A 19,740-nucleotide genomic window follows, 5' to 3' on the forward strand; every position below is an offset into this window, starting at 1 on the left:
TAAAAAGGTAAAAAGGTAAAAAGAACATTCTTGCTTGCTGCTTGTTGCTATTTACTTAAACCTTATATTACCTTTATTATTAATTTATTTGTTACACGCATTTTACCGGACTCAAGGAAAAGGAAAGGGGATAAGGCTCTTTTTACCTTTTTACCCTTTTACCTTTTTACCTTTATTAATAGTCTCGCTGCATATCCGCAATCTTCTGCTGCAACTTCTTTACCTGCTCCTCCTGGAGAACTCGCTTGTATTCGATTGGCACTACCTGGATGAAATCCTCTACGTAGTGGTTCCAGTCATCAAGCATGGTACGGGCGAGTTTACTACCTGTATAGAGATAATGCTGACGGATGAGCTCGTGCAACTCCTTGCGATAGGTGCTATCCTCCACGAGGTTGATTTCCACCATATCCATATTACAGAAGTAATCGAAGTTGTGGTTCTTATCCCATACATAGGCTACACCACCACTCATACCTGCGGCAAAGTTGCGACCAGTCTCGCCAAGTACTACGACTCTACCACCTGTCATATATTCACAGCAGTGGTCGCCAGCACCCTCGATGACAGCTACAGCACCTGAGTTACGTACTCCGAAGCGCTCACCCACCTTACCGTTGATATACAGTTCACCACTTGTGGCACCATAGAGGCCGGTGTTACCTGCGATGATGTTATCCTCGGCAGAGAAATTACTGCGGATAGGAGGAAGGATGGAAATACGACCTCCTGAAAGTCCCTTTGCAAAATAGTCATTGGTCTCGCCTTCCAACTTGAAATCGACACCCTTTACCAAGAATGCTCCGAAGCTCTGACCTGCAGAACCCTTGAACTTCACATTCACTGTCTTATCTGGAAGACCTGCCTCACCATATTTCTCAGCAATCATACCACTGAGCATCACACCGGCAGCACGGTCGGTATTCTTGATGGCGAAGTCGAGGTTCACCTCCTCCTGATTTTCGATGGCACGCTGGGCACCACGAATCAGTTGCTGGTCGAGCACATTGTCAAGATCATGAATCTGCTCGGTAGTATGATAGAGTGAGCAATGTCCTGTCTCACGATGCAAGAGACGTGTGAAGTCGAGCAAGTCTGCCTTCTCCTTGATGCTCTTAGCCACCTCTGGCTCTACGGCATCAGGACCTGTGGCAGGAACAATCTCCTCATCAGACTTGCGAACGATGAGTTCTGTATGACCGATGATATCATTCAAAGAGGTGTAACCCATCTCTGCCAAGTACTCACGAACCTCCTCGGCGAGGAAGCGGAAGTAATTGATGAGATATTTGTAACTGCCACGGAAGTGAGCACGGAGCTTAGGATCCTGTGTGGCAACACCCATAGGACAGGTATTCAAGTTACACTTACGCATCATCACACAACCCAAGACGATGAGGGCTGCAGTACCGAAACTGAATTCCTCTGCACCGAGCAAAGCCATCAGGATGATGTCACGACCGCTCTTCAACTGACCATCCACCTGGAGACGAACCTGTCCACGAAGACCGTTCTTCACCAAAGTCTGCTGAGTCTCAGAAAGTCCGATTTCAGGAGAGATACCTGCAAAACGCATACTGGATGCAGGGCTGGCACCTGTACCACCCTCAGCACCAGAGATGACGATGAGGTCGGCCTTTGCCTTAGCTACACCGGCAGCGATGGTACCCACACCGCTCTCAGCCACCAATTTGACAGAGATAGCAGCCTTAGGGTTCACATTCTTGAGGTCGAAGATGAGCTGAGCCAAATCCTCGATACTGTAGATATCGTGATGAGGTGGAGGAGAAATCAAGCTGATGCCAGGGATTGAGTGACGGGTCTTGGCGATGACCTCGTTGACCTTGAAGCCAGGCAACTGACCACCCTCACCCGGTTTAGCACCCTGTGCCACCTTGATTTGGATTTCCTCTGCATTTACCAAATATTCTGTTGTCACACCGAATCGACCGGAAGCCACCTGCTTGGTCTTGCTGGAGAGGCTGATACCATCCTGTGTAGAGTGGAATCGCTCGTTATCCTCACCACCTTCACCGGTATTGCTTCGAGCACCGAGGGCGTTCATGGCGAGTGCCATTGCCTCGTGGGCCTCCTTGGAGAGAGCACCGAAACTCATCGCACCTGTAACGAAGTGCTTGACGATTTCCTCTACTGGCTCCACCTTGTCGATAGAGATAGGGTTCTTGCGGAAACTGAAGAAGTCGCGGATGAAGATAGGCTCCTGCTTATCGTCAACGAGATGTGTATATTTCTTGAAGAGATCGTAATCGCCCTTGCGTGTTGCGAGCTGCAAAGTAGCGATAGTCTCTGGGTTCCATGCGTGCTTGATACCGTCCTTGCGGTAGTGGAACTGTCCCATGCTTGGCAGGAAGTCGAGCTTCTTGGTCTCGAATGCCTTGTCGTGCAGGCGGATGGCATCACGGGCGATGGTCTCAAGTCCGATACCGCCAATGGTGCTCACCTCTGTTCCGAAGTAGCTCTTCAGGAGGCTCTCGCTCAAACCGATGCTCTCGAAGATCTTGGCACCACGGTAACTGCGGATGGTAGAGATACCCATCTTAGCCATAATCTTGAACAAGCCCTTCTTCACAGCCTTGATATAGTTCTGTTCGGCTGTATGGTAATCCTCCTGAATCTTTCCCTTCTTTACGAGGTCGTCGAGGATGGCGTATGTCAAGTATGGACAGAGGGCTGATGCGCCGTAACCCAACAAGAGGGCTGCATGCATTACCTCACGAATTTCACCGCTCTCAACGATGAGGGCAGTCTGCACACGCTTGCCGGCATCAATCAGATAATGATGAACGGCGCTTACTGCGAGCAGAGATGGGATGGCAGCATGGGTTTCATCCACGCCACGGTCGCTCAAGATGATGTAGTTGTAGCCATCATCCACGCTCTTGGCAGCCTCCTTGCAGAGTTCATCCAGAGCCTCATGCAGTCCTTCTTCGCCCTTGGCGGTTTCGAAGAGCATGTGGAGCTTGACGGTATTGAAGCCCTTGTAGCGGATATTCTGAAGGATATCCAGCTGGGTATTGGTCAGGATAGGATGTGGCAAGCGAACCATCTTGCAGTTGCTTTCGTCTGGGTTCAGAATGCCGGAACCTACTCTACCGATATACTCGGTAAGACTCATCACGAGGTTCTCACGGATGGAGTCGATGGCAGGGTTGGTAACCTGTGCAAACTGCTGACGGAAGTAGTTGAAGAAAATCTGTGGCTGGTCGGAAAGCACAGCAAGCGGAGTATCATTACCCATAGAAGCTGTAGGTTCCTGACCCTTGGTAGCCATTGGGATGATAGTACCGTCGATATCTTCCTCGCCAAAACCGAATTCCAATTCCTTGCGAGTGAGGTTATCCACACCATTTTCCACCTTACGACCACTGCGAAGTTTCTCCAGTTCAATACGGTTGGTGTTCAACCACTGGCGATATGGATGCTGGGCAGCCAGACGCTCCTTGATTTCACCATCGTAGTAGATCTTACCTTCCTGTGTATCGATGAGGAGAATCTTACCAGGCTGCAAGCGACCCTTCTCGGCAATCTCAGTAGGATCGAAATCCATGACACCTACCTCAGAAGCCACAACCATCATATCATTCTTGGTGATGGTATAGCGTGCTGGGCGCAAACCATTTCTATCGAGCATACCGCCGGCGTAGCGGCCATCGCTGAAGAGCAAGGCAGCAGGACCATCCCATGGTTCCATCAGGATAGAGTGATACTCATAGAAAGCCTTCAGATCCTCAGAAATAGGGTTCTTGTCGTTGAAGCTTTCTGGCACCATCACTGCCATAGCGTGAGGCAATGACAGACCGCTCATCACGAAGAACTCGAAAACATTATCGAGGCTTGCAGAGTCACTCATGTTAGGCTGGACGATAGGAGAAATCTCACGGATATCGCCCAGAGCCTCACTGCTCAACACACTCTCACGAGCCTTCATCCAGGCACGGTTGCCACGGATGGTGTTGATCTCACCATTATGGGCAAGGAGACGGAATGGCTGCGCCAGACTCCATGTAGGGAAGGTGTTGGTAGAGAAGCGGGAGTGAACCAATGCCAAACCGCTTGTGAAATAATTATTGGTCAAGTCAGGATAGTATTGGCGCAACTGGAGGCTGCTCAACATACCCTTATAGACGATGTTCGAATTAGACAACGAACAGATATAGAAATCAGGATCACTGACACGTTTCTCAATGCGTTTGCGGATGAGATAGAGAGTGCGCTCGAAAACAGGCACCTTGTCGTCAGTAACACCGGTGATAAAAATCTGCTTGATGGCAGGTTCATTGCTCAAAGCAGCTTCACCGAGACACTCAGGGTTGGTAGGAACATTGCGGAGGTGCATCAACTGCAATCCCTCGCGCTCGATCTCCTCAATCATGATAGAGAGGATTTCCTGCTGTTTCTTCTCGTCTTTAGGCAAGAAGATAAGACCCGTACCATATTTACCTTTTTCTGGTACTGGGATACCCTGAAGAAGAATAAACTCATGTGGAATCTGGAGCATGATACCAGCGCCATCACCCGTCTTGTTGTCAGCTCCCTCAGCACCACGGTGGCGCATATTTTCGAGAACTTTCAAGGCGTTATCGACCAGCTCATGGCTCTTGTTTCCGTGGATGTTAACCACCATACCTACGCCACACGCATCGTGCTCATAGGCTGAACTGTACAATCCTTTTTCCATTTCTTGTTCGTTTTATATCGGTTATTTATATTTTAATGACAAATGACAAATGACAAATGAGAAATTAGAAATGGTCATTACTTTCATTTCTAAATTACTCTCCCTTTCATTTCTAATTTCTAATTTCTCATTTCTCATTATTTTATTTATACGCTTTCTCGTGAACTCCGGCAACAGCTCGTCCGCTTGGGTCGTTCTGGTTTTTGAAAGAAGCATCCCAGGCAAGGGCTTCGGCTGTAGAGCAGGCTACGCTTGGTACGCTTGGCACACTCTTGGCTGCACTGTCGCTTGGGAAATGCTCAGCGAAGATAGAACGGTAATAGTACTCCTCCTTGTTCTGTGGAGGATTGATAGGGAATCGCTCGGCGGCATGTGCCATCTGCTCATCACTCACGGCAGAAGCGGTAATCTGCTTCAGCGTATCTATCCAGGAGTAACCTACTCCATCAGAGAACTGCTCTTTCTGTCGCCATGCTACTTCCTCTGGCAGCAAATCAGCAAAGGCTTCACGAACTACTTTCTTCTCTATGGTCTTGCCCGGACACATCTTCAAGGCTGGGTCCATGCCCATAGCCACATCCAGGAATTCCTTGTCGAGGAAAGGTACACGACCCTCGATACCCCAGGCAGCCAGACTCTTGTTGGCTCTCAGACAGTCGTAGAGATAGAGTTTGCCAAGTTTTCTGACCGTTTCCTCATGGAAAGCCTTGGCATTCGGTGCTTTGTGGAAATAGAGATATCCTCCGAATACCTCATCTGCTCCCTCACCGGAGAGTACCATCTTGATACCCATACTGCGGATGACTCTTGCCAACAGATACATCGGGGTAGATGCACGAACGGTTGTCACATCGTAGGTCTCGATGAAATAGATGACATCACGGATGGCATCCAGACCTTCCTGTATGGTATAGTTGATTTCATGATGCACGGTACCGATGTGCTCTGCTACGAGGCGAGCCTTAGCAAGGTCTGGTGCACCTTTCAGTCCTACAGCAAAGGAGTGCAGGCGTGGCCAGTAAGCCTTGGTCTGTTCACCATTCTCAATACGATAAGTACTGTATTTCTGTGCGATGGCAGAGATGACAGATGAATCGAGACCACCACTGAGGAGTACACCGTAAGGAACATCGCTCATCAACTGGCGCTTGACAGAAGCTTCGAGTGCATCATGAATTTCCTGCACCGCAGTTTTTCCGCCTGTAGCCTCAGCCTGTTTTCTATCCTCCATCTCAGCCTCAGCCATCTGTTCTTCGGCAGACTTGCTTTCATCTATATGATATTCCTTGAGCATGGTACTGTATTCAAACCAGTCGCGTGTATAATAACGCTTCATGCCCGGAGTCTTACTATAATAATAATGTCCAGGGAGGAATGGCTCGTAGTGATCACACTGTCCTTCGAGAGCCTTGAGTTCAGAGGCAACAAGCACCTTACCGTCTGTATCAAATCCGATGTAGAGTGGAATCACACCGATAGGGTCGCGGGCGATGAGGAATTCATCTCTTTCTGCATCGTAGAGTGCGAAAGCAAAGATACCATTGAGTTGTTCTATCATCTTGCAGATGCGAGCATGGATGGCATCCTCATCGGTGTAAATCAAGTTAGCGAAGTCGCTATCCTGTCTCATTTCACGATAGAGTGAAAGCACCACCTCACAGTCGGAACCAGTCTGATACTGGTATTTGCCAGCAAATCGAGCACGGATATTCTGATGATTGTAGATTTCGCCGTTCACTGCAAGCACCTGTTTCTTGTCAGGTGAGAACAAAGGTTGGCGACCAGACTCTGGATCTACGATGCTGAGTCGTTCATGTGCCAAGATGGCTGAGCCACCACAGTAAATGCCGCTCCAGTCTGGTCCACGATGACGAATCTTCTGACTCATACGGAGTGCCTGCTGTCTCAATTCAGGAGTTTGTTCCTGAATATTGAAGATAGATACGAATCCACACATAATATCTTTCCTTTCTTTTACGGTTATTTATAACACAATATCATAGCTTATTTCATGCTATCCTTTTAGCTTAAAATATCATTTTGCTATATTTTGGGTGCAAAATTACTACTTTTTGATAGAATAAGAAAAGAAATGGTTTCATTTTGTACTAATATTAATCTATATATTACAAACTATAATACTTTTCACTTAATATACTTTCAATCTGATAGGTTTTTATTGTTTTTACATTACAAATTGCAAGAATGAAGAAAAAAGAAGAAAGAAAAGAGGATGAAATGAGAAATGAATAATGAGAAATGAACAATGAATAATGAAAAATTAGAAATTAGAAATGAGAAATGAATGGGAAGACACAAAAAAAACCGACAGTCTGAAAAGACCATCGGCTTTAGATAATAAACTGAAGTTTCGCAAGTGAATAAATATCAACTTGCTTGTTTATAAATATACATATTACGTAGCGTATGGGCAACAGGATTACTTTCGATGAAATCTGCCAGCAACTCTGTAGCATCTATAGAGTAACGCTCTGCTGCTTCCAGAACGAAGTCCAAAATGATAGCCCATATCTTGTCCGTTACGGACAACTCGAGAGTGTCATTGGTAACCTCTGTAAAGAGACCACCGATGGTTTCATACGCTTCAAATCTCTTCACTGTACACAAGATGTTATACTGCATCATTGTCAAAGTGAAGCTAGCAATTTGAGCGGCAAAATGTACAGACTGGCATTTACCAAAGTTCAGCAAGGTCTTGCAATCCTTGTATGCAACTTCGGTAGCCCATCGTCTGGCATAAATACGATACGCTTCAAGGAAGCTAAGAGAAAGGTCTGTGGTCAACAACCCATTCCAGTTTCCCTTGCGTCCTCGTTTGCAAAAGAACAAACGGACTGGCACACCATCCAACTTAACGTCCATTGTACAATAGGTACAGCGAAGTATTTTGTTGTGTTTGCATGCCTTCTCCTTTTGCAGGTGCTTGATGATTTGCTTGGCATTCATCTTGCCATGCTTCGTTGCATAGTTGGTTTTGCCCAGTTTAATCATGCCCAACAGGTGACACTTGATATGTCTGCTGGAAATGAAACGCACAAGCTTAGTGTTTGTAAACCAGCTATCTACGAGCAAGTAATCAAAGCGAACACCTCGCTTGATGGCATACTTGACCATATCTATGGCCTTGTCTGTCTTCTTCATCAGATATTCATCCACACGATCTTTTACCGCTTGCCCTTCGTGGTCCTCGGTATAGCGAGCTTTGCGTTGCTTAGCAGTAAGTCCCTGAACCTTTTGCTTGTCCTTTCCCTCCTCACCATGAAGAGAAAAATCGAGAAAGAGCTGGCTAACGCCATCGGACAACATCATGGTCAGACACTTATAACCAAGGATGCTCTTTTGATGAACATGAGACCAGATTCTTCCTATGAGTTCGGTCGTCATACCAGTCTTAGGTGCATCAGTATCATCAATAATCAAACAAACCGGCTTGTCATGATGAACAGTTGTGCTGCTTGATATCTTCTTTATCAGCTGAAGATTCATTGCATATAGTAACTTGCGCCACTTGACGTTGCCATCATTCATAAAACGATAGAACATGTCTTTATCACAATTGAACAATTTACTCAAGGACGAGTTGGAGTATCGACTCGCATTCTTGACTACGAAGAACGGGAAGAGCATGAGGAGGTTGAGTACCTGCAAAGTGGTGAACTTGCAGTTCTCTTTCTTCTCTACTCCAATCTGGCTGGAGCGTATATTTATATGTTCCATCACACCCATAATGCACTTAATTGCACGATTATCGTCATTTTTTGCGAAAAAGCTTCGCAGATCTGAAATAATTTTTGTATATTTGCTCACGGCTTTGAAGTTTTATCTTTATTGTTTAGCGATTATAAAGATACTCATTTTCTGTGAGTTATACAAACTTCAGAGCCTTTTTTATTCCAAAATTACGTTAAATCACGCTTGTGAATTTTCACTTGCGAAACTTTAGTAATAAAAACTTAAACTCTTATTACAGAATCATCGAGATTATTTTAATTATTTCAGAAGTTAAAGGAGTTAAAGGAGTTAAGACAATAGTCTTTTTGGCATAGTTATTAAGCTGCAAGACATACGTCTTAACTCCTTAACTCCTTTAACTTCCTGATATGCGAAAGTTCAGTAAACCTGCTTTATGGCTGCAAGGTGAAACCTACAACCAAATATGCCTTCTCACTACTTGGGTTGGCTGCAATCTGTGCAAAGACTGGCACACTGAAGGTATCAGTAATCTTGATATCCTTGGTAGCCTTGACAGCAACATTGGTTACTGCGAAACCCTTCACACCTTCCTCATGACCATAATAGAAAGAGGTGGCATAAGGAACGGCACCGATGGTAGCAGTCCAGTCGCATCCGCCCAATTTGAATGGAGCTGAAGCCTCTACATAAGATGAATATGCACGATCACCACTCTTGTTGAGACCATCTGCACCAGCAAAGTTGGTGTACCAGTTCAAGGCTACAGGACCAAAGTCATAACCTACATTCGCCTCAAAAACATGAGAAGTCTTGTGAGAATCATACTCGAAATAGCGACCGTCACCAGAATTGAACCAATAATCAGTAATACCAATGGTAAAACCTCCAGTGGAATAGGCAGCAGTCAAATCGAACTCCTTGGTGTCATCCCATTTGGAAAGACCTACACTACCCCAACCAGTCAAAGAGAAACCCTTATAACCGATACCAAGAGTAGGCTGGAGTGATACGTTGCCGAGATCCTGACCACGCCAAATATACTGACTAACAACATCTGCAGCAATGGTAGTTTCCACCTCATCCTGAGCAGAAGCAGCAGGAGCAAAAGCAATCAAACCGAGTGCCAATACACTCATCTTTTTCATATCTAAAATCTTTTTCATAATCTCACAATTTTAATGTTAATACAACTCTATTCCGTTTTGCACATGCAAAGGTACAAAAAATATCCCACAGATCTCACTGTTTTCAAAATTTTCGCTGTTTTCAGATTTTCACAGATTTACTGGATTTCCCAGATAATCCAATACTCTCTTATTTTCAAATTACAAAACCTGTCAGAAACATCCTCCTTCCAAGGATATCAGCCTACTATAAATATGTCAACATGATATAAAATCTGTGAAATCCGTGAAATCTGTGGGACGATATAATTATCTGCAACAGATAAATCTCATCTGCGGGAGATTAGTTGTAGCAACTCTCTCCGTGCTCGTAGATATCGAGACCTTCTTCCTCAATACGCTTGTCAACACGCAGACCGCAAATCTTCTTGATACTCCAGAAGAGGATTACACCTGTGACTGCTGCCCAAATATCAATACAGAGGATACCGAAGCACTGTGCACCGAAGAAACCGAAGCCACCGCCATAGAAAGCACCACCGTCGAGGGCGAAGAGACCAGTCATCAATGTACCGAAGATACCACATACACCATGTACTGAACTTGCACCTACAGGGTCATCAATATGAAGTTTGGTATCGATAAACTCGATAGAGAATACCAGAATGATACCAGCCAAGAGACCGATGATGGCAGAACCCAATGGGCTAACCAAGTCGCAACCTGCTGTGATGGCTACCAAACCAGCCAAGATACCATTCAATGTCAATGAGAATGATGGCTTGCCATACTTAATCCAAGAAGTAAACATAGTACCGAGACCACCGCAAACAGCTGCAAGGTTGGTTGTCAGGAATACGTGGCTGATGGCAACACGGTTAACCTCACCAGAAGCAGCGAGCTGAGAACCTGGGTTGAAACCGAACCAACCAAACCAGAGGATGAATACACCGAGGGCAGCAGCCATCAGGTTGTGACCTGGAATAGCAGTACTCTTGCCGTTGCGATATTTACCGAGACGAGGGCCAAGACAGATGGCACCAACCAAGGCGAGCACACCACCTACGCTATGTACGATAGCAGAACCTGCAAAATCATGGAAGGCTGCACCGAAGGTATCCATCATGAAAGAACCTGCATCGGCGTTGCAAAGCCAGCCGCCACCCCATGTCCAGTGACCTTCTACTGGATAGATAATCAATGAAATGAAGAATGAATAGATGCAGTACATAGAGAACTTGGTACGTTCTGCCATAGCACCAGAAACGATAGTAGCACTTGTAGCGCAGAATACAGTTTCAAACATCAGGAAACCTTCAGTAGGAAGACCGGCGGCATTTGTATAGAAAGACAAATCGCCCCAGTTAGGCATACCGATAAAACCAGCACCATCGCTACCAAACATAAATCCGAAACCGACGAACCAGAAGAGAACAGAACCGACCATGAAATCGACGAAGTTCTTGAACAAGATGTTCGCAGTGTTTTTACTGCGGGTAAAACCCGCCTCACAGAGGGCAAATCCCGGCTGCATGAAAAAGACCAACATGGCTGCTAAAAGCATCCACACGGTATCTAATGAAATACCTAAATCCTGTACACTCATAATCTTTTAACTTTAAAGTGTTGTTGTTATCCCAATCTTTCAATATATCAGCTATCTGATTTCAAATATCATTTATATGACTCAGATTGGTTGTTGTAAAATCTCTCTCCTCCTATTCAACAAAGTTTATTTCTCCTGCTCTGCATTATAGAGTGCGATGTCGCCTCTTTCACCTGTACGGATGCGAACGGTATCCTCTACAGGGATTACAAAGATACGACCATCACCAATCTCGCCTGTACGGGCAGCCTCCTGGATGGCATTAATAGTTTTTTCTACGTTCTTGTCGCGAACGACTACATTCAAAAGTACTCGCTCGATACTACTGGTATCATACATGACACCACGATAAATACGAGCCTGTCTCATCTTGCCTTCGCCTCTTACGTCATAGTAAGAAAACCACTCGATGTCGGCGGCAAGCAATGCTTCCTTTACATCCTCAAACTTTGTCTTACGGATGATAGCTTCGATCTTTTTCATGTTACTTTCTCCTATATGTTATTACACTTATTGTTATTTACACTTTGTTATCTTTCGAGTGCAAAAGTACAACAATTTGCTAACATACGGAGTATTTTTAATGACATTTTGTTATTAAAAGTTTTATTAGCTTACAAAAAGATAAATCATAAAAAGAAAGAAGCACCAAATTGTAAGCAAAAACAATAAATACGCTTACAATTTGATACTTCTTTTGTATATTTAGAAAAACAGAGGGATTTTAAGGCTATTTCATCCCCCTTTTCTGTAAGTTTAGCAGCTCTTATGCGTCATGATATCGAGCACCATGTCATCGGTAGCTCTCATCGCATCAGCACCAATGGATGTCAGATTGTGGATGCACTTATCCACATCATCATCTACGATACCCTCGGCAGAGGTTACGCACTTGCCCTCCATAGAGAGGAGAGCTGAGAGGAGCGCAGTACTCACTCCTGAGGAAATCTTCAAGGCACAACTTGGTTTCGCTCCATCACAGATCATACCGGTGAGGTTGGCCACCATGTTCTTCACAGAATTGCAGATGCGGGTATAGTCGCCACCCATCAGATAGGTAATACCGCAACTGCTGCCCGTGCTGGCTACCACGCAACCGCAGAGGGCAGAGAGTTTGCCCAAGCTCTGCTTGATGTAGATGGCAGTAAGATGACTAAGCATCAGGGCACGGATCAGTTCTTCCTCAGTATTCTCATTCTCCATGGCATAAACCACCACTGGGTTAGTAGCACAGATACCCTGGTTGCCGCTACCGCTATTACTCATCACAGGAATCATGGCTCCACCCATACGGGCATCGCAGGCTGAAGCGGTACGAGAGAGGATATGCGAGAAAATATTATCGCCGAAGATACCATGACTCAAAGGACGGTCCATCGTCTTGCCCAAACAATGACCATAGTTGCCCTTGATAGATTCCTCGGCAGCCTTCATATTATACTCCTTGGTCTTGAGGATGAAAGAGATTTCATCGAGCGGAGCCGTAGTGGCGAAATCATATACCAGGCGGAAGTTGAGTTGGATATCATCCTCCTCTTCATCGCTACCACCATGACCGCCACGGTTATCCATCACCACCTCACCATTGCGCTCCACATACACAAAGTGGGTATGACTACCGGAGATAATGGCCGTAGCCATGTCGCTGCCAGCACGGCAAACAACCTCAATATAGAGTTTATCGACATTTCCCTGCTTGAGTTTAATGTCAATATCAGCATCATTGATGTATCGTTTACCCTGTTCGAGCGTGGCAGGAGTGAGATCTTTCAGCACCTCCAACTCATATTCCGGTTTGCCGATAAGGGCACCCAACGAAACTGCGATAGGCAGACCAATCATTCCCGTGCCTGGGATTCCTACACCCATCGCATTCTTGAGCATGTTGGGACTCAAGAATACTTCGATGCGATCCGGACGTCTGCCTAAAGTCGTTGCGGCCTTTGCCGTACACAATGCTACAGCCATCGGTTCTGTACAACCGATGGCAGGAACTACCTCCTTATTGACGAGCGAAATAATGCGCTCTCTGATTTTCTTCTCTTGCATTTTTATATATGAATCAAGAACTTTCTATTTTAATCAGGAATACTCCTATTACTTAGAGAACTTTCCTATTACATCAGGAACTGTTCTATTATTCCGAGAATACTCCTATTATTTTTCAAGACTAATCTTCCAACTGGAACAAAGGATCGTCTGGAGTCAGCATGGTTGGCTTCTGATCGAACTCCTTCTGCAACTTCTCAGAAGCAAATTTCTTATCTACTACCAAGCGGAACATATACTCATTAAACCAGTCGTTGGTCATGATGAAGCAACCGGAGAAACCATTGTCAGCACCCCAACTGTTTTCCACCTTCCACTTGACCGGCTTGCCATTGGCATCGAGATCCACAGCGGTGAGGGTCATGGCATGGGTAGAACCACTGTCGAAAGTAGAGATGCGCTGAGCCTTGTCCATACCGAAGGAAGTGCCGAAGAGAGTACCATAGTCGAAGTTGTCGGTAGCCAGATAACCACGCTTGCGGTCGAGCTGCTTGCCCACATCATAGCTGGAATACATCTTCTGTCCGCCCTTGAGTGAAGCGATGGCGAGATTAGCGATTTCCTCCATCGGCAGGTTCAGGTATTTCCAGTTGTGACCATCGTAAGTATGACGGTCGTATTCCACCTCGTAGGTCTTGTGATAAGGACGGCGTGGATCGTTCATCACCATCAGGAAGGTACCGTTCAGGTCCTTGCCTACGGTTTCCTCATAGAAACTCTTAGGAGTATACTTCTTCGCCTCGCCAACCTGCTTGCCATCCTTGTCGCGGAAAGCATAGGTAAATTCCTTTACCGGTTCGCCGAGAGTAAGACTCAGCATGTGATAAACCTGACCGAGCATTTCGTTCTTGCGAGCCTGGATAGCTGCCGACTTCTTGCCCTGAGCCACCATCTTGCGGAGTTCCAGACCATACTCGCGGAGCTTGCTGCTTACGAGACGGCTCATCTTGGAAGTATTGTTGCTTGAGAAAGTCTCAGGCTGGGCACTCATTGGTACGAGACCATACTTACTTGCCAAATCGGCAACACCACAGAAAGTACCGCCATCATTGAGCGGATTCTTGAAGAAGAACTGCACCTGAGGGTCCTCGATATCCTTCTTGCCCAGGTCGATAACACCCTGCAGCATGAGGTTGGCCTTCTCCAACTGGTCGTAGAAGAAGAGATAGTCCTGTGAGAATTCCACCACTCTACCCTGCTTATCATTGAGGGCGAAGTTAGAGCGAAGCACATTGAAACCGCTGAACATCCAGCAGCGGCCAGAGCTCAACTGGTTGTGGATAGACTGCTGCGGAGTCTCGATACTGAAATGAGTATCCACGGCAGCAGCATTGGCAGGATTTTTCACCAGGTCGTCGATATTATTATTGGCGATGGCATTGAAGAGAGCCTTCTCGGCAATACCGCCCTTCTGTGATTTCTCCATCTGCTGGATCATCTGGGCAGAGATGCCTCCCTTACCGGTCTGCGCCATCATCGACATAGAAGCCATCAGCAAGGCTCCCATCAAGATTACATTTTTTCTCATATTATAATATATATGTGTTATTTGTTTATTATTACGTTTTTACGAATAGATTGGGGTACTGTCTTCCTTATTTTTTGCAATTATTTTGCAATTAACTTGCCATCATCATACCTTAATATATTGCTTGATCATGTTTTACCATGACTTTATAAAGCATTTTTATGCTTTTATGATACAATTCCCCCACCAAAAGACAACATTTCTGTGCAAAAATACAAAGAAAAAACTGAAAAACCGAAATTATCGGGATAAATATGATTAGGATTAGCAAAAAAGCATTATCTTTGCAGAGTTATTCACGAGTTGAACACATGGATCAAGAAAAGTTTAGTCTTTTAAGCAAGATAAAATACCCAGACGATTTGAGGAAGTTGAGTATTGACCAACTTCCCCAAGTCTGCAAGGAACTGAGGGAAGACATCATCGACGAGGTAGCCGTAAATCCTGGTCATTTTGCGTCTTCACTTGGCGTAGTCGAGATAACTGTAGCCCTACATTACGTATTCAATACTCCTGAGGACCGCATCGTTTGGGATGTGGGCCACCAGGCTTATGGTCATAAGATTCTGACCGGTCGCCGCGATTCTTTCTGCACCAACAGGAAGTTGCACGGCATCCGTCCTTTCCCTTCACCCTTAGAGAGCGAATATGATACCTTCGCCTGCGGTCATGCCAGCAATTCCATCTCAGCAGCGTTGGGTATGGCGGTGGCAGCCAAGAAGACGGGCAAGGAAGACAGACATACCGTGGCGGTGATAGGCGATGGTGCCATGAGTGGCGGACTTGCCTTCGAGGGACTCAATAATGTTTCCAGCACCCCCAACAACATGCTTATCATCCTGAATGACAATGATATGAGTATCGACCGGGCGGTGGGAGGTATGGAGAAATATCTCCTCAATCTCGACACCAACGAGACCTACAACAAGTTGCGCTTCAAGGCTTCACAGTGGCTCCATTCCAAGGGCTATCTCAATGAAGACCGCAAGAAGGGCATCATACGGCTCAACAATGCACTGAAGTCGGCACTCAGCCATCAGCAGAACATCTTCGAGGGAATGAACATCCGATATTTCGGACCTTTCGATGGTCATGACGTGAAGGAGGTAGTAAGGGTTCTCATGCAGCTCAAGGACATGAAGGGACCTAAGCTCCTGCATCTCCATACCACCAAGGGCAAGGGTTATGAACCTGCCGAGAAGAGTGCCACCATCTGGCATGCGCCGGGCAAATTCGACCCGGAGACAGGAGAGCGTATCATCGCTGATACCAGCAACCAACCTCCTAAGTTCCAGGATGTTTTCGGAAATACCCTGCTCGAACTGGCGGAGAAAAACCAGAAGATCGTGGGTGTGACACCTGCCATGCCTACCGGTTGCTCGATGAATATCATGATGAAGGCTATGCCAGACCGCGTGTTCGACGTGGGTATCGCAGAAGGACATGCCGTGACCTTCTCTGCAGGTATGGCGAAGGACGGACTGCAACCTTTCTGCAATATCTACAGTTCGTTTGCACAGAGAGCCTATGATAATATCATCCACGACATGGCGCTGCTCAATCTGCCTGTAGTACTCTGTCTGGACCGTGCCGGACTGGTAGGCGAAGACGGACCTACCCACCACGGTGCTTTCGACCTGGCAGCGCTCCGCCCGATACCCCATCTCACCATCGCATCGCCTATGGACGAGCATGAACTGCGCAATCTGATGTACTCAGCCCAGCTCCCGGGACAGGGCAGCTATGTGATTCGCTATCCGAGAGGCAAGGGCGTGCTGGTAGATTGGAAGAACGAGATGGAGGAAATCAAGACCGGCACCGGACGCAAGTTGAAAGACGGCGATGACGTGGCGGTACTTACTCTGGGACCTATCGGAAACGATGTGGAAAAGGTGATTGCTGAAATAGAAACGGCTTCTGCATTGAGCATTGCCCACTACGATATGCGATTCCTCAAACCGCTCGATGAAGCGCTGCTCGAAGAAATCGCAAAGAAATTTGACCGCATCATCACCATCGAAGACGGAGTGAGAAAGGGAGGATTCGGATCTGCCATACTGGAATGGATGAGCGACCACGGATACCGTCCGCAGATAACGAGGATGGGTATTCCAGACGAATTTGTAGAACATGGAACCGTAGCCCAGCTGAGAGAAATCATCGGTCTGGACAATGAGTCCATCAGAAAAACAATAGAAAATCAAAAATGAAAATCATTATTGCAGGCGCATACGCCATAGGTACCCATCTGGCCCGATTACTCTCCAGAAGCAAGGAGGATATCACGCTCATTGATGATAGCGAGGAACGACTCGCCAGCATCGGTTCTGACTATGATCTGCTCACCATGCTGGGACAGCCTACCAGTCTGAAAATTTTGCAGAATGCAGACATACAGGATGCCGACCTCTTCATCGCCGTAACGCCGTTGGAGAGCAAGAACATCACTTCCAGCATCCTTGCCAAGAAACTCGGAGCCAAGCGCACCGTTGCCAAGGTGGATAATCCGGAATACATGGATCAGCAGGCACAGGATTTCTTCCGCGAACTGGGCATCGACAAGCTGATCTATCCGGAGATGCTGGCCGCCGTGGATATCAACAACGGACTGAAGATGAGTTGGGTGCGCCAGAGATGGGATGTGCACGATGGCGCCCTCATCATGCTGGGTATCAAACTGCGCGAAACCTGCGAGATTCTCAATAAGCCGCTCAAGGACATCAGCGGTCCCAACGACCCTTACCATGTGGTGGCCATCAAGCGAGGCAGCGAAACTATCATCCCGGGCGGTTATGATGAACTGAAGCTCTACGACCTGGCTTACTTCATGACTACCCGCAACTATATCCCATACATCCGCAAGATTGTGGGCAAGGAGCATTATGTGGATGTGAAGAACGTGATGGTCATGGGCGGTGGACGTACTGCCGTGAGAGCCGTGAAGAAGATGCCGGAGTATATGGAGACCAAGATTATCGAGATAGATGAACACAGATGTGAATATCTCAATGACATCCTCGACGACCGGAAGACGCTCATCATCCATGGCGACGGTCGCGATATTCCGCTGCTTACCGAGGAGGGCATCAGGAGCACTCAGGCTTTCGTGGCACTCACCGGCAATGCCGAAACCAATATTCTTGCCTGTCTCACCGCCAAGCGACTGGGAGTGAGAAAGACCGTGGCTGCGGTGGAAAACGTAGATTACGTAAGCATGGCTGAGAGTCTCGATATCGGTACCATCATCAATAAGAAGGCGATAGCAGCAAGCTATATCTACCAGATGATGCTCGATGCCGACGTGATGAACGTGCGCTTCCTCATGAGTGCCAATGCCGATGTGGCTGAGTTTATCGCCAAGGAGGGTTCGAAGGTAACCAAAAAACCAGTGAAAGACCTCGGCATGCCTATCGGTGTAACCATCGGTGGACTGGTGCGCAAGGGCGAGGGAATGCTCGTTTCCGGACATACACAGATAGAACCGGGCGACTCCGTGATGGTATTCTGCCACAACATCAACATGAAGAAAATTGAGAAGTACTTTATATGATAAACAGTAAACTGATATATAAGATCTTAGGACAGCTCCTCTTCATCGAGGCATTCCTGCTCTTCATCAGTCTGCTGGTAGCTCTCTACTATCAGCAGGACGACATCTTTGCCTTCATCGTGGCTACACTTACCACCATCGGAGGCGGACTGATATTGAAATGGAGAGGTCATGGAGCCGACAATACAATGTCGCGCCGTGATGCCTACCTCGTGGTTTCGCTCTCCTGGATTGTCTTCAGTCTCTTCGGCACGCTGCCCTTCATAATCAGCGGTTACATCCACAGTTTTACGGATGCCTACTTCGAGACGATGTCGGGATTTACCACCACGGGAGCCACCATCCTCGACGATGTGGAATGTTTCCCCCACGGACTGCTTTTCTGGCGGTCGCTCACCCAGTGGATAGGCGGATTAGGAATCGTGTTCTTCACCATCGCCCTGCTGCCTTCGCTTGTCGGAGGACAGACCAAGGTGTTTGCGGCAGAGGCCACGGGACCCATCAAGTCTAAGTTGCATCCCCGTCTCTCCACCTCTGCCAAATGGATCTGGAGTATCTACCTGGTGCTCACCATCGCCTGCATCCTCTCCTATTATATAGCGGGAATGAATCTCTTCGACAGTTTCAACTACGCGATGACCACCACGGCTACGGGAGGTTTCTCTACTCACAACAGCAGTACTGAGTTCTTCCATTCGCCGGCATTAGAATACATCTGTGCTTTCTTCTGTTTCCTTTCGGGCGTGAATTTCACGCTGCTCTATGCAGCAGTCATCAAGTTCAAGATCAAGGATCTGTTCAAGAATTCAGAATTCAAGTTCTATACCCTACTTGTCATGGCATTCACCGCCTTCATCATGATAGAACTGGTTACGCTGCGCAATTACGACCTGGAGCATGCCTTCCGCAGCGCCGTATTCCAGGTGGTTTCGTTTATCACCACCACAGGTCTCTTCAATGATGATGCCGCCCTCTGGCCTCATGTCACCTGGGTTATCCTGGCTACATGTATGTTCTTCGGAGCGTGCTCGGGCAGTACAAGCGGTGGACTGAAATGTATCCGTGGCGTGATGCTCGTGAGAATGGTGAAGAATGAGTTCCGCCAAATTCTGCATCCGAATGCCGTGCTGCCACTGAAGATAGACGGTGTCAACGTGCCGATGCAGAAGCGTGTCACCCTGCTCGCCTTCCTCACCACCTATCTCATCATCTGTCTGGTCATCTCCTTCACGATGATTGCGATGGGCATCGACAATACCAATGCCATCACCATCACGCTGAGTTGCGTGGGTAATGTAGGACCTACCTTAGGTACGGAAATCGGACCTACCATGTCGTGGAGCGAACTGCCCGACCTGGCTAAATGGTTCTGCTCACTGATGATGCTGATTGGTCGTCTTGAGATTTTCAGTGTGCTGGTAATCTTTACTCCGGCGTTCTGGAAGGAGAACTAAGATACGGAATGAGTGT

At 46.9% G+C, this 19,740-nt stretch carries 11 protein-coding genes; 3 read left to right on the forward strand and 8 right to left on the reverse strand.

Features of this window, described 5'->3' with window-relative positions:
* Window positions 1-175: 175 nt before the first annotated feature.
* From gltB to KUA50_RS09000, 8 genes are all read right to left on the reverse strand, one after another.
* The gene (gene gltB, locus KUA50_RS08965) at window positions 176-4,699 is read right to left on the reverse strand and encodes a glutamate synthase large subunit (RefSeq protein WP_134844148.1); all 4,524 of its coding nucleotides are present in this window, start codon (window positions 4,697-4,699) and stop codon (window positions 176-178) included.
* Window positions 4,700-4,841: 142 nt separating this feature from the next.
* The gene (gene asnB / locus KUA50_RS08970) at window positions 4,842-6,656 is read right to left on the reverse strand and encodes an asparagine synthase B (RefSeq protein ID WP_218458214.1); all 1,815 of its coding nucleotides are present in this window, start codon (window positions 6,654-6,656) and stop codon (window positions 4,842-4,844) included.
* Between the two features lie 431 nt (window positions 6,657-7,087).
* On the reverse strand, window positions 7,088-8,527 hold the full coding sequence (locus KUA50_RS08975; RefSeq protein ID WP_413777421.1) for a transposase: 1,440 nt from the start codon (window positions 8,525-8,527) through the stop codon (window positions 7,088-7,090).
* A 317-nt stretch (window positions 8,528-8,844) separates the two neighbouring features.
* On the reverse strand, window positions 8,845-9,576 hold the full coding sequence (locus tag KUA50_RS08980) for a hypothetical protein (RefSeq protein WP_218457625.1): 732 nt from the start codon (window positions 9,574-9,576) through the stop codon (window positions 8,845-8,847).
* Between the two features lie 304 nt (window positions 9,577-9,880).
* On the reverse strand, window positions 9,881-11,143 hold the full coding sequence (locus KUA50_RS08985) for an ammonium transporter (protein WP_218457626.1): 1,263 nt from the start codon (window positions 11,141-11,143) through the stop codon (window positions 9,881-9,883).
* A 126-nt stretch (window positions 11,144-11,269) separates the two neighbouring features.
* Window positions 11,270-11,626, reverse strand: coding sequence for a P-II family nitrogen regulator (locus KUA50_RS08990; protein WP_006848366.1), 357 nt, complete (start codon window positions 11,624-11,626; stop codon window positions 11,270-11,272).
* A 273-nt stretch (window positions 11,627-11,899) separates the two neighbouring features.
* A complete protein-coding gene (locus KUA50_RS08995; protein WP_118117931.1) occupies window positions 11,900-13,192 on the reverse strand; it encodes a serine dehydratase subunit alpha family protein in 1,293 nt (430 codons plus the stop codon).
* A 121-nt stretch (window positions 13,193-13,313) separates the two neighbouring features.
* Window positions 13,314-14,720 carry an aminopeptidase C gene (locus KUA50_RS09000; protein ID WP_218457627.1) on the reverse strand — a complete coding sequence of 469 codons (1,407 nt, stop codon included), beginning with the start codon at window positions 14,718-14,720 and terminating at the stop codon, window positions 13,314-13,316.
* Between the two features lie 311 nt (window positions 14,721-15,031).
* Here KUA50_RS09000 and dxs point away from each other — a divergent pair, with 311 nt between their 5' ends.
* Genes dxs through KUA50_RS09015 form a run of 3 tightly spaced genes read left to right on the forward strand, consistent with a single transcriptional unit; the run spans window position 15,032 to window position 19,724 of the window.
* Entirely contained in the window at window positions 15,032-16,930 is a 1,899-nt protein-coding gene (dxs, locus tag KUA50_RS09005; protein ID WP_218457628.1) for a 1-deoxy-D-xylulose-5-phosphate synthase, read from the forward strand.
* Complete coding sequence (gene trkA / locus KUA50_RS09010) at window positions 16,927-18,270, forward strand: Trk system potassium transporter TrkA (RefSeq protein WP_218457629.1); 1,344 nt, start codon at window positions 16,927-16,929, stop codon at window positions 18,268-18,270. Before dxs ends, trkA begins: the two co-directional genes overlap by 4 nt.
* Window positions 18,267-19,724 (forward strand): TrkH family potassium uptake protein, encoded by a 1,458-nt coding sequence (locus tag KUA50_RS09015; protein ID WP_218457630.1) that lies wholly within the window; start codon window positions 18,267-18,269, stop codon window positions 19,722-19,724. The genes trkA and KUA50_RS09015 overlap by 4 nt, the downstream gene beginning before the upstream one ends.
* Window positions 19,725-19,740: the final 16 nt, after the last annotated feature.

This window comes from Segatella hominis (assembly GCF_019249725.2).
Classification (GTDB): Bacteria; Bacteroidota; Bacteroidia; order Bacteroidales; family Bacteroidaceae; genus Prevotella.

Excerpts from the sequence above, each read along its gene's own strand:
- KUA50_RS08980 (WP_218457625.1), bottom strand. The coding sequence starts at position 9,576 with ATGAAAAAGATTTTAGATATGAAAAAGATGAGTGTATTGGCACTCGGT.
- KUA50_RS08985 (WP_218457626.1), bottom strand. The coding sequence starts at position 11,143 with ATGAGTGTACAGGATTTAGGTATTTCATTAGATACCGTGTGGATGCTT.
- asnB (WP_218458214.1), bottom strand. The coding sequence starts at position 6,656 with ATGTGTGGATTCGTATCTATCTTCAATATTCAGGAACAAACTCCTGAA.
- KUA50_RS09000 (WP_218457627.1), bottom strand. The coding sequence starts at position 14,720 with ATGAGAAAAAATGTAATCTTGATGGGAGCCTTGCTGATGGCTTCTATG.
- dxs (WP_218457628.1), top strand. The coding sequence starts at position 15,032 with ATGGATCAAGAAAAGTTTAGTCTTTTAAGCAAGATAAAATACCCAGAC.
- KUA50_RS09015 (WP_218457630.1), top strand. The coding sequence starts at position 18,267 with ATGATAAACAGTAAACTGATATATAAGATCTTAGGACAGCTCCTCTTC.
- trkA (WP_218457629.1), top strand. The coding sequence starts at position 16,927 with ATGAAAATCATTATTGCAGGCGCATACGCCATAGGTACCCATCTGGCC.
- KUA50_RS08995 (WP_118117931.1), bottom strand. The coding sequence starts at position 13,192 with ATGCAAGAGAAGAAAATCAGAGAGCGCATTATTTCGCTCGTCAATAAG.
- gltB (WP_134844148.1), bottom strand. The coding sequence starts at position 4,699 with ATGGAAAAAGGATTGTACAGTTCAGCCTATGAGCACGATGCGTGTGGC.
- KUA50_RS08990 (WP_006848366.1), bottom strand. The coding sequence starts at position 11,626 with ATGAAAAAGATCGAAGCTATCATCCGTAAGACAAAGTTTGAGGATGTA.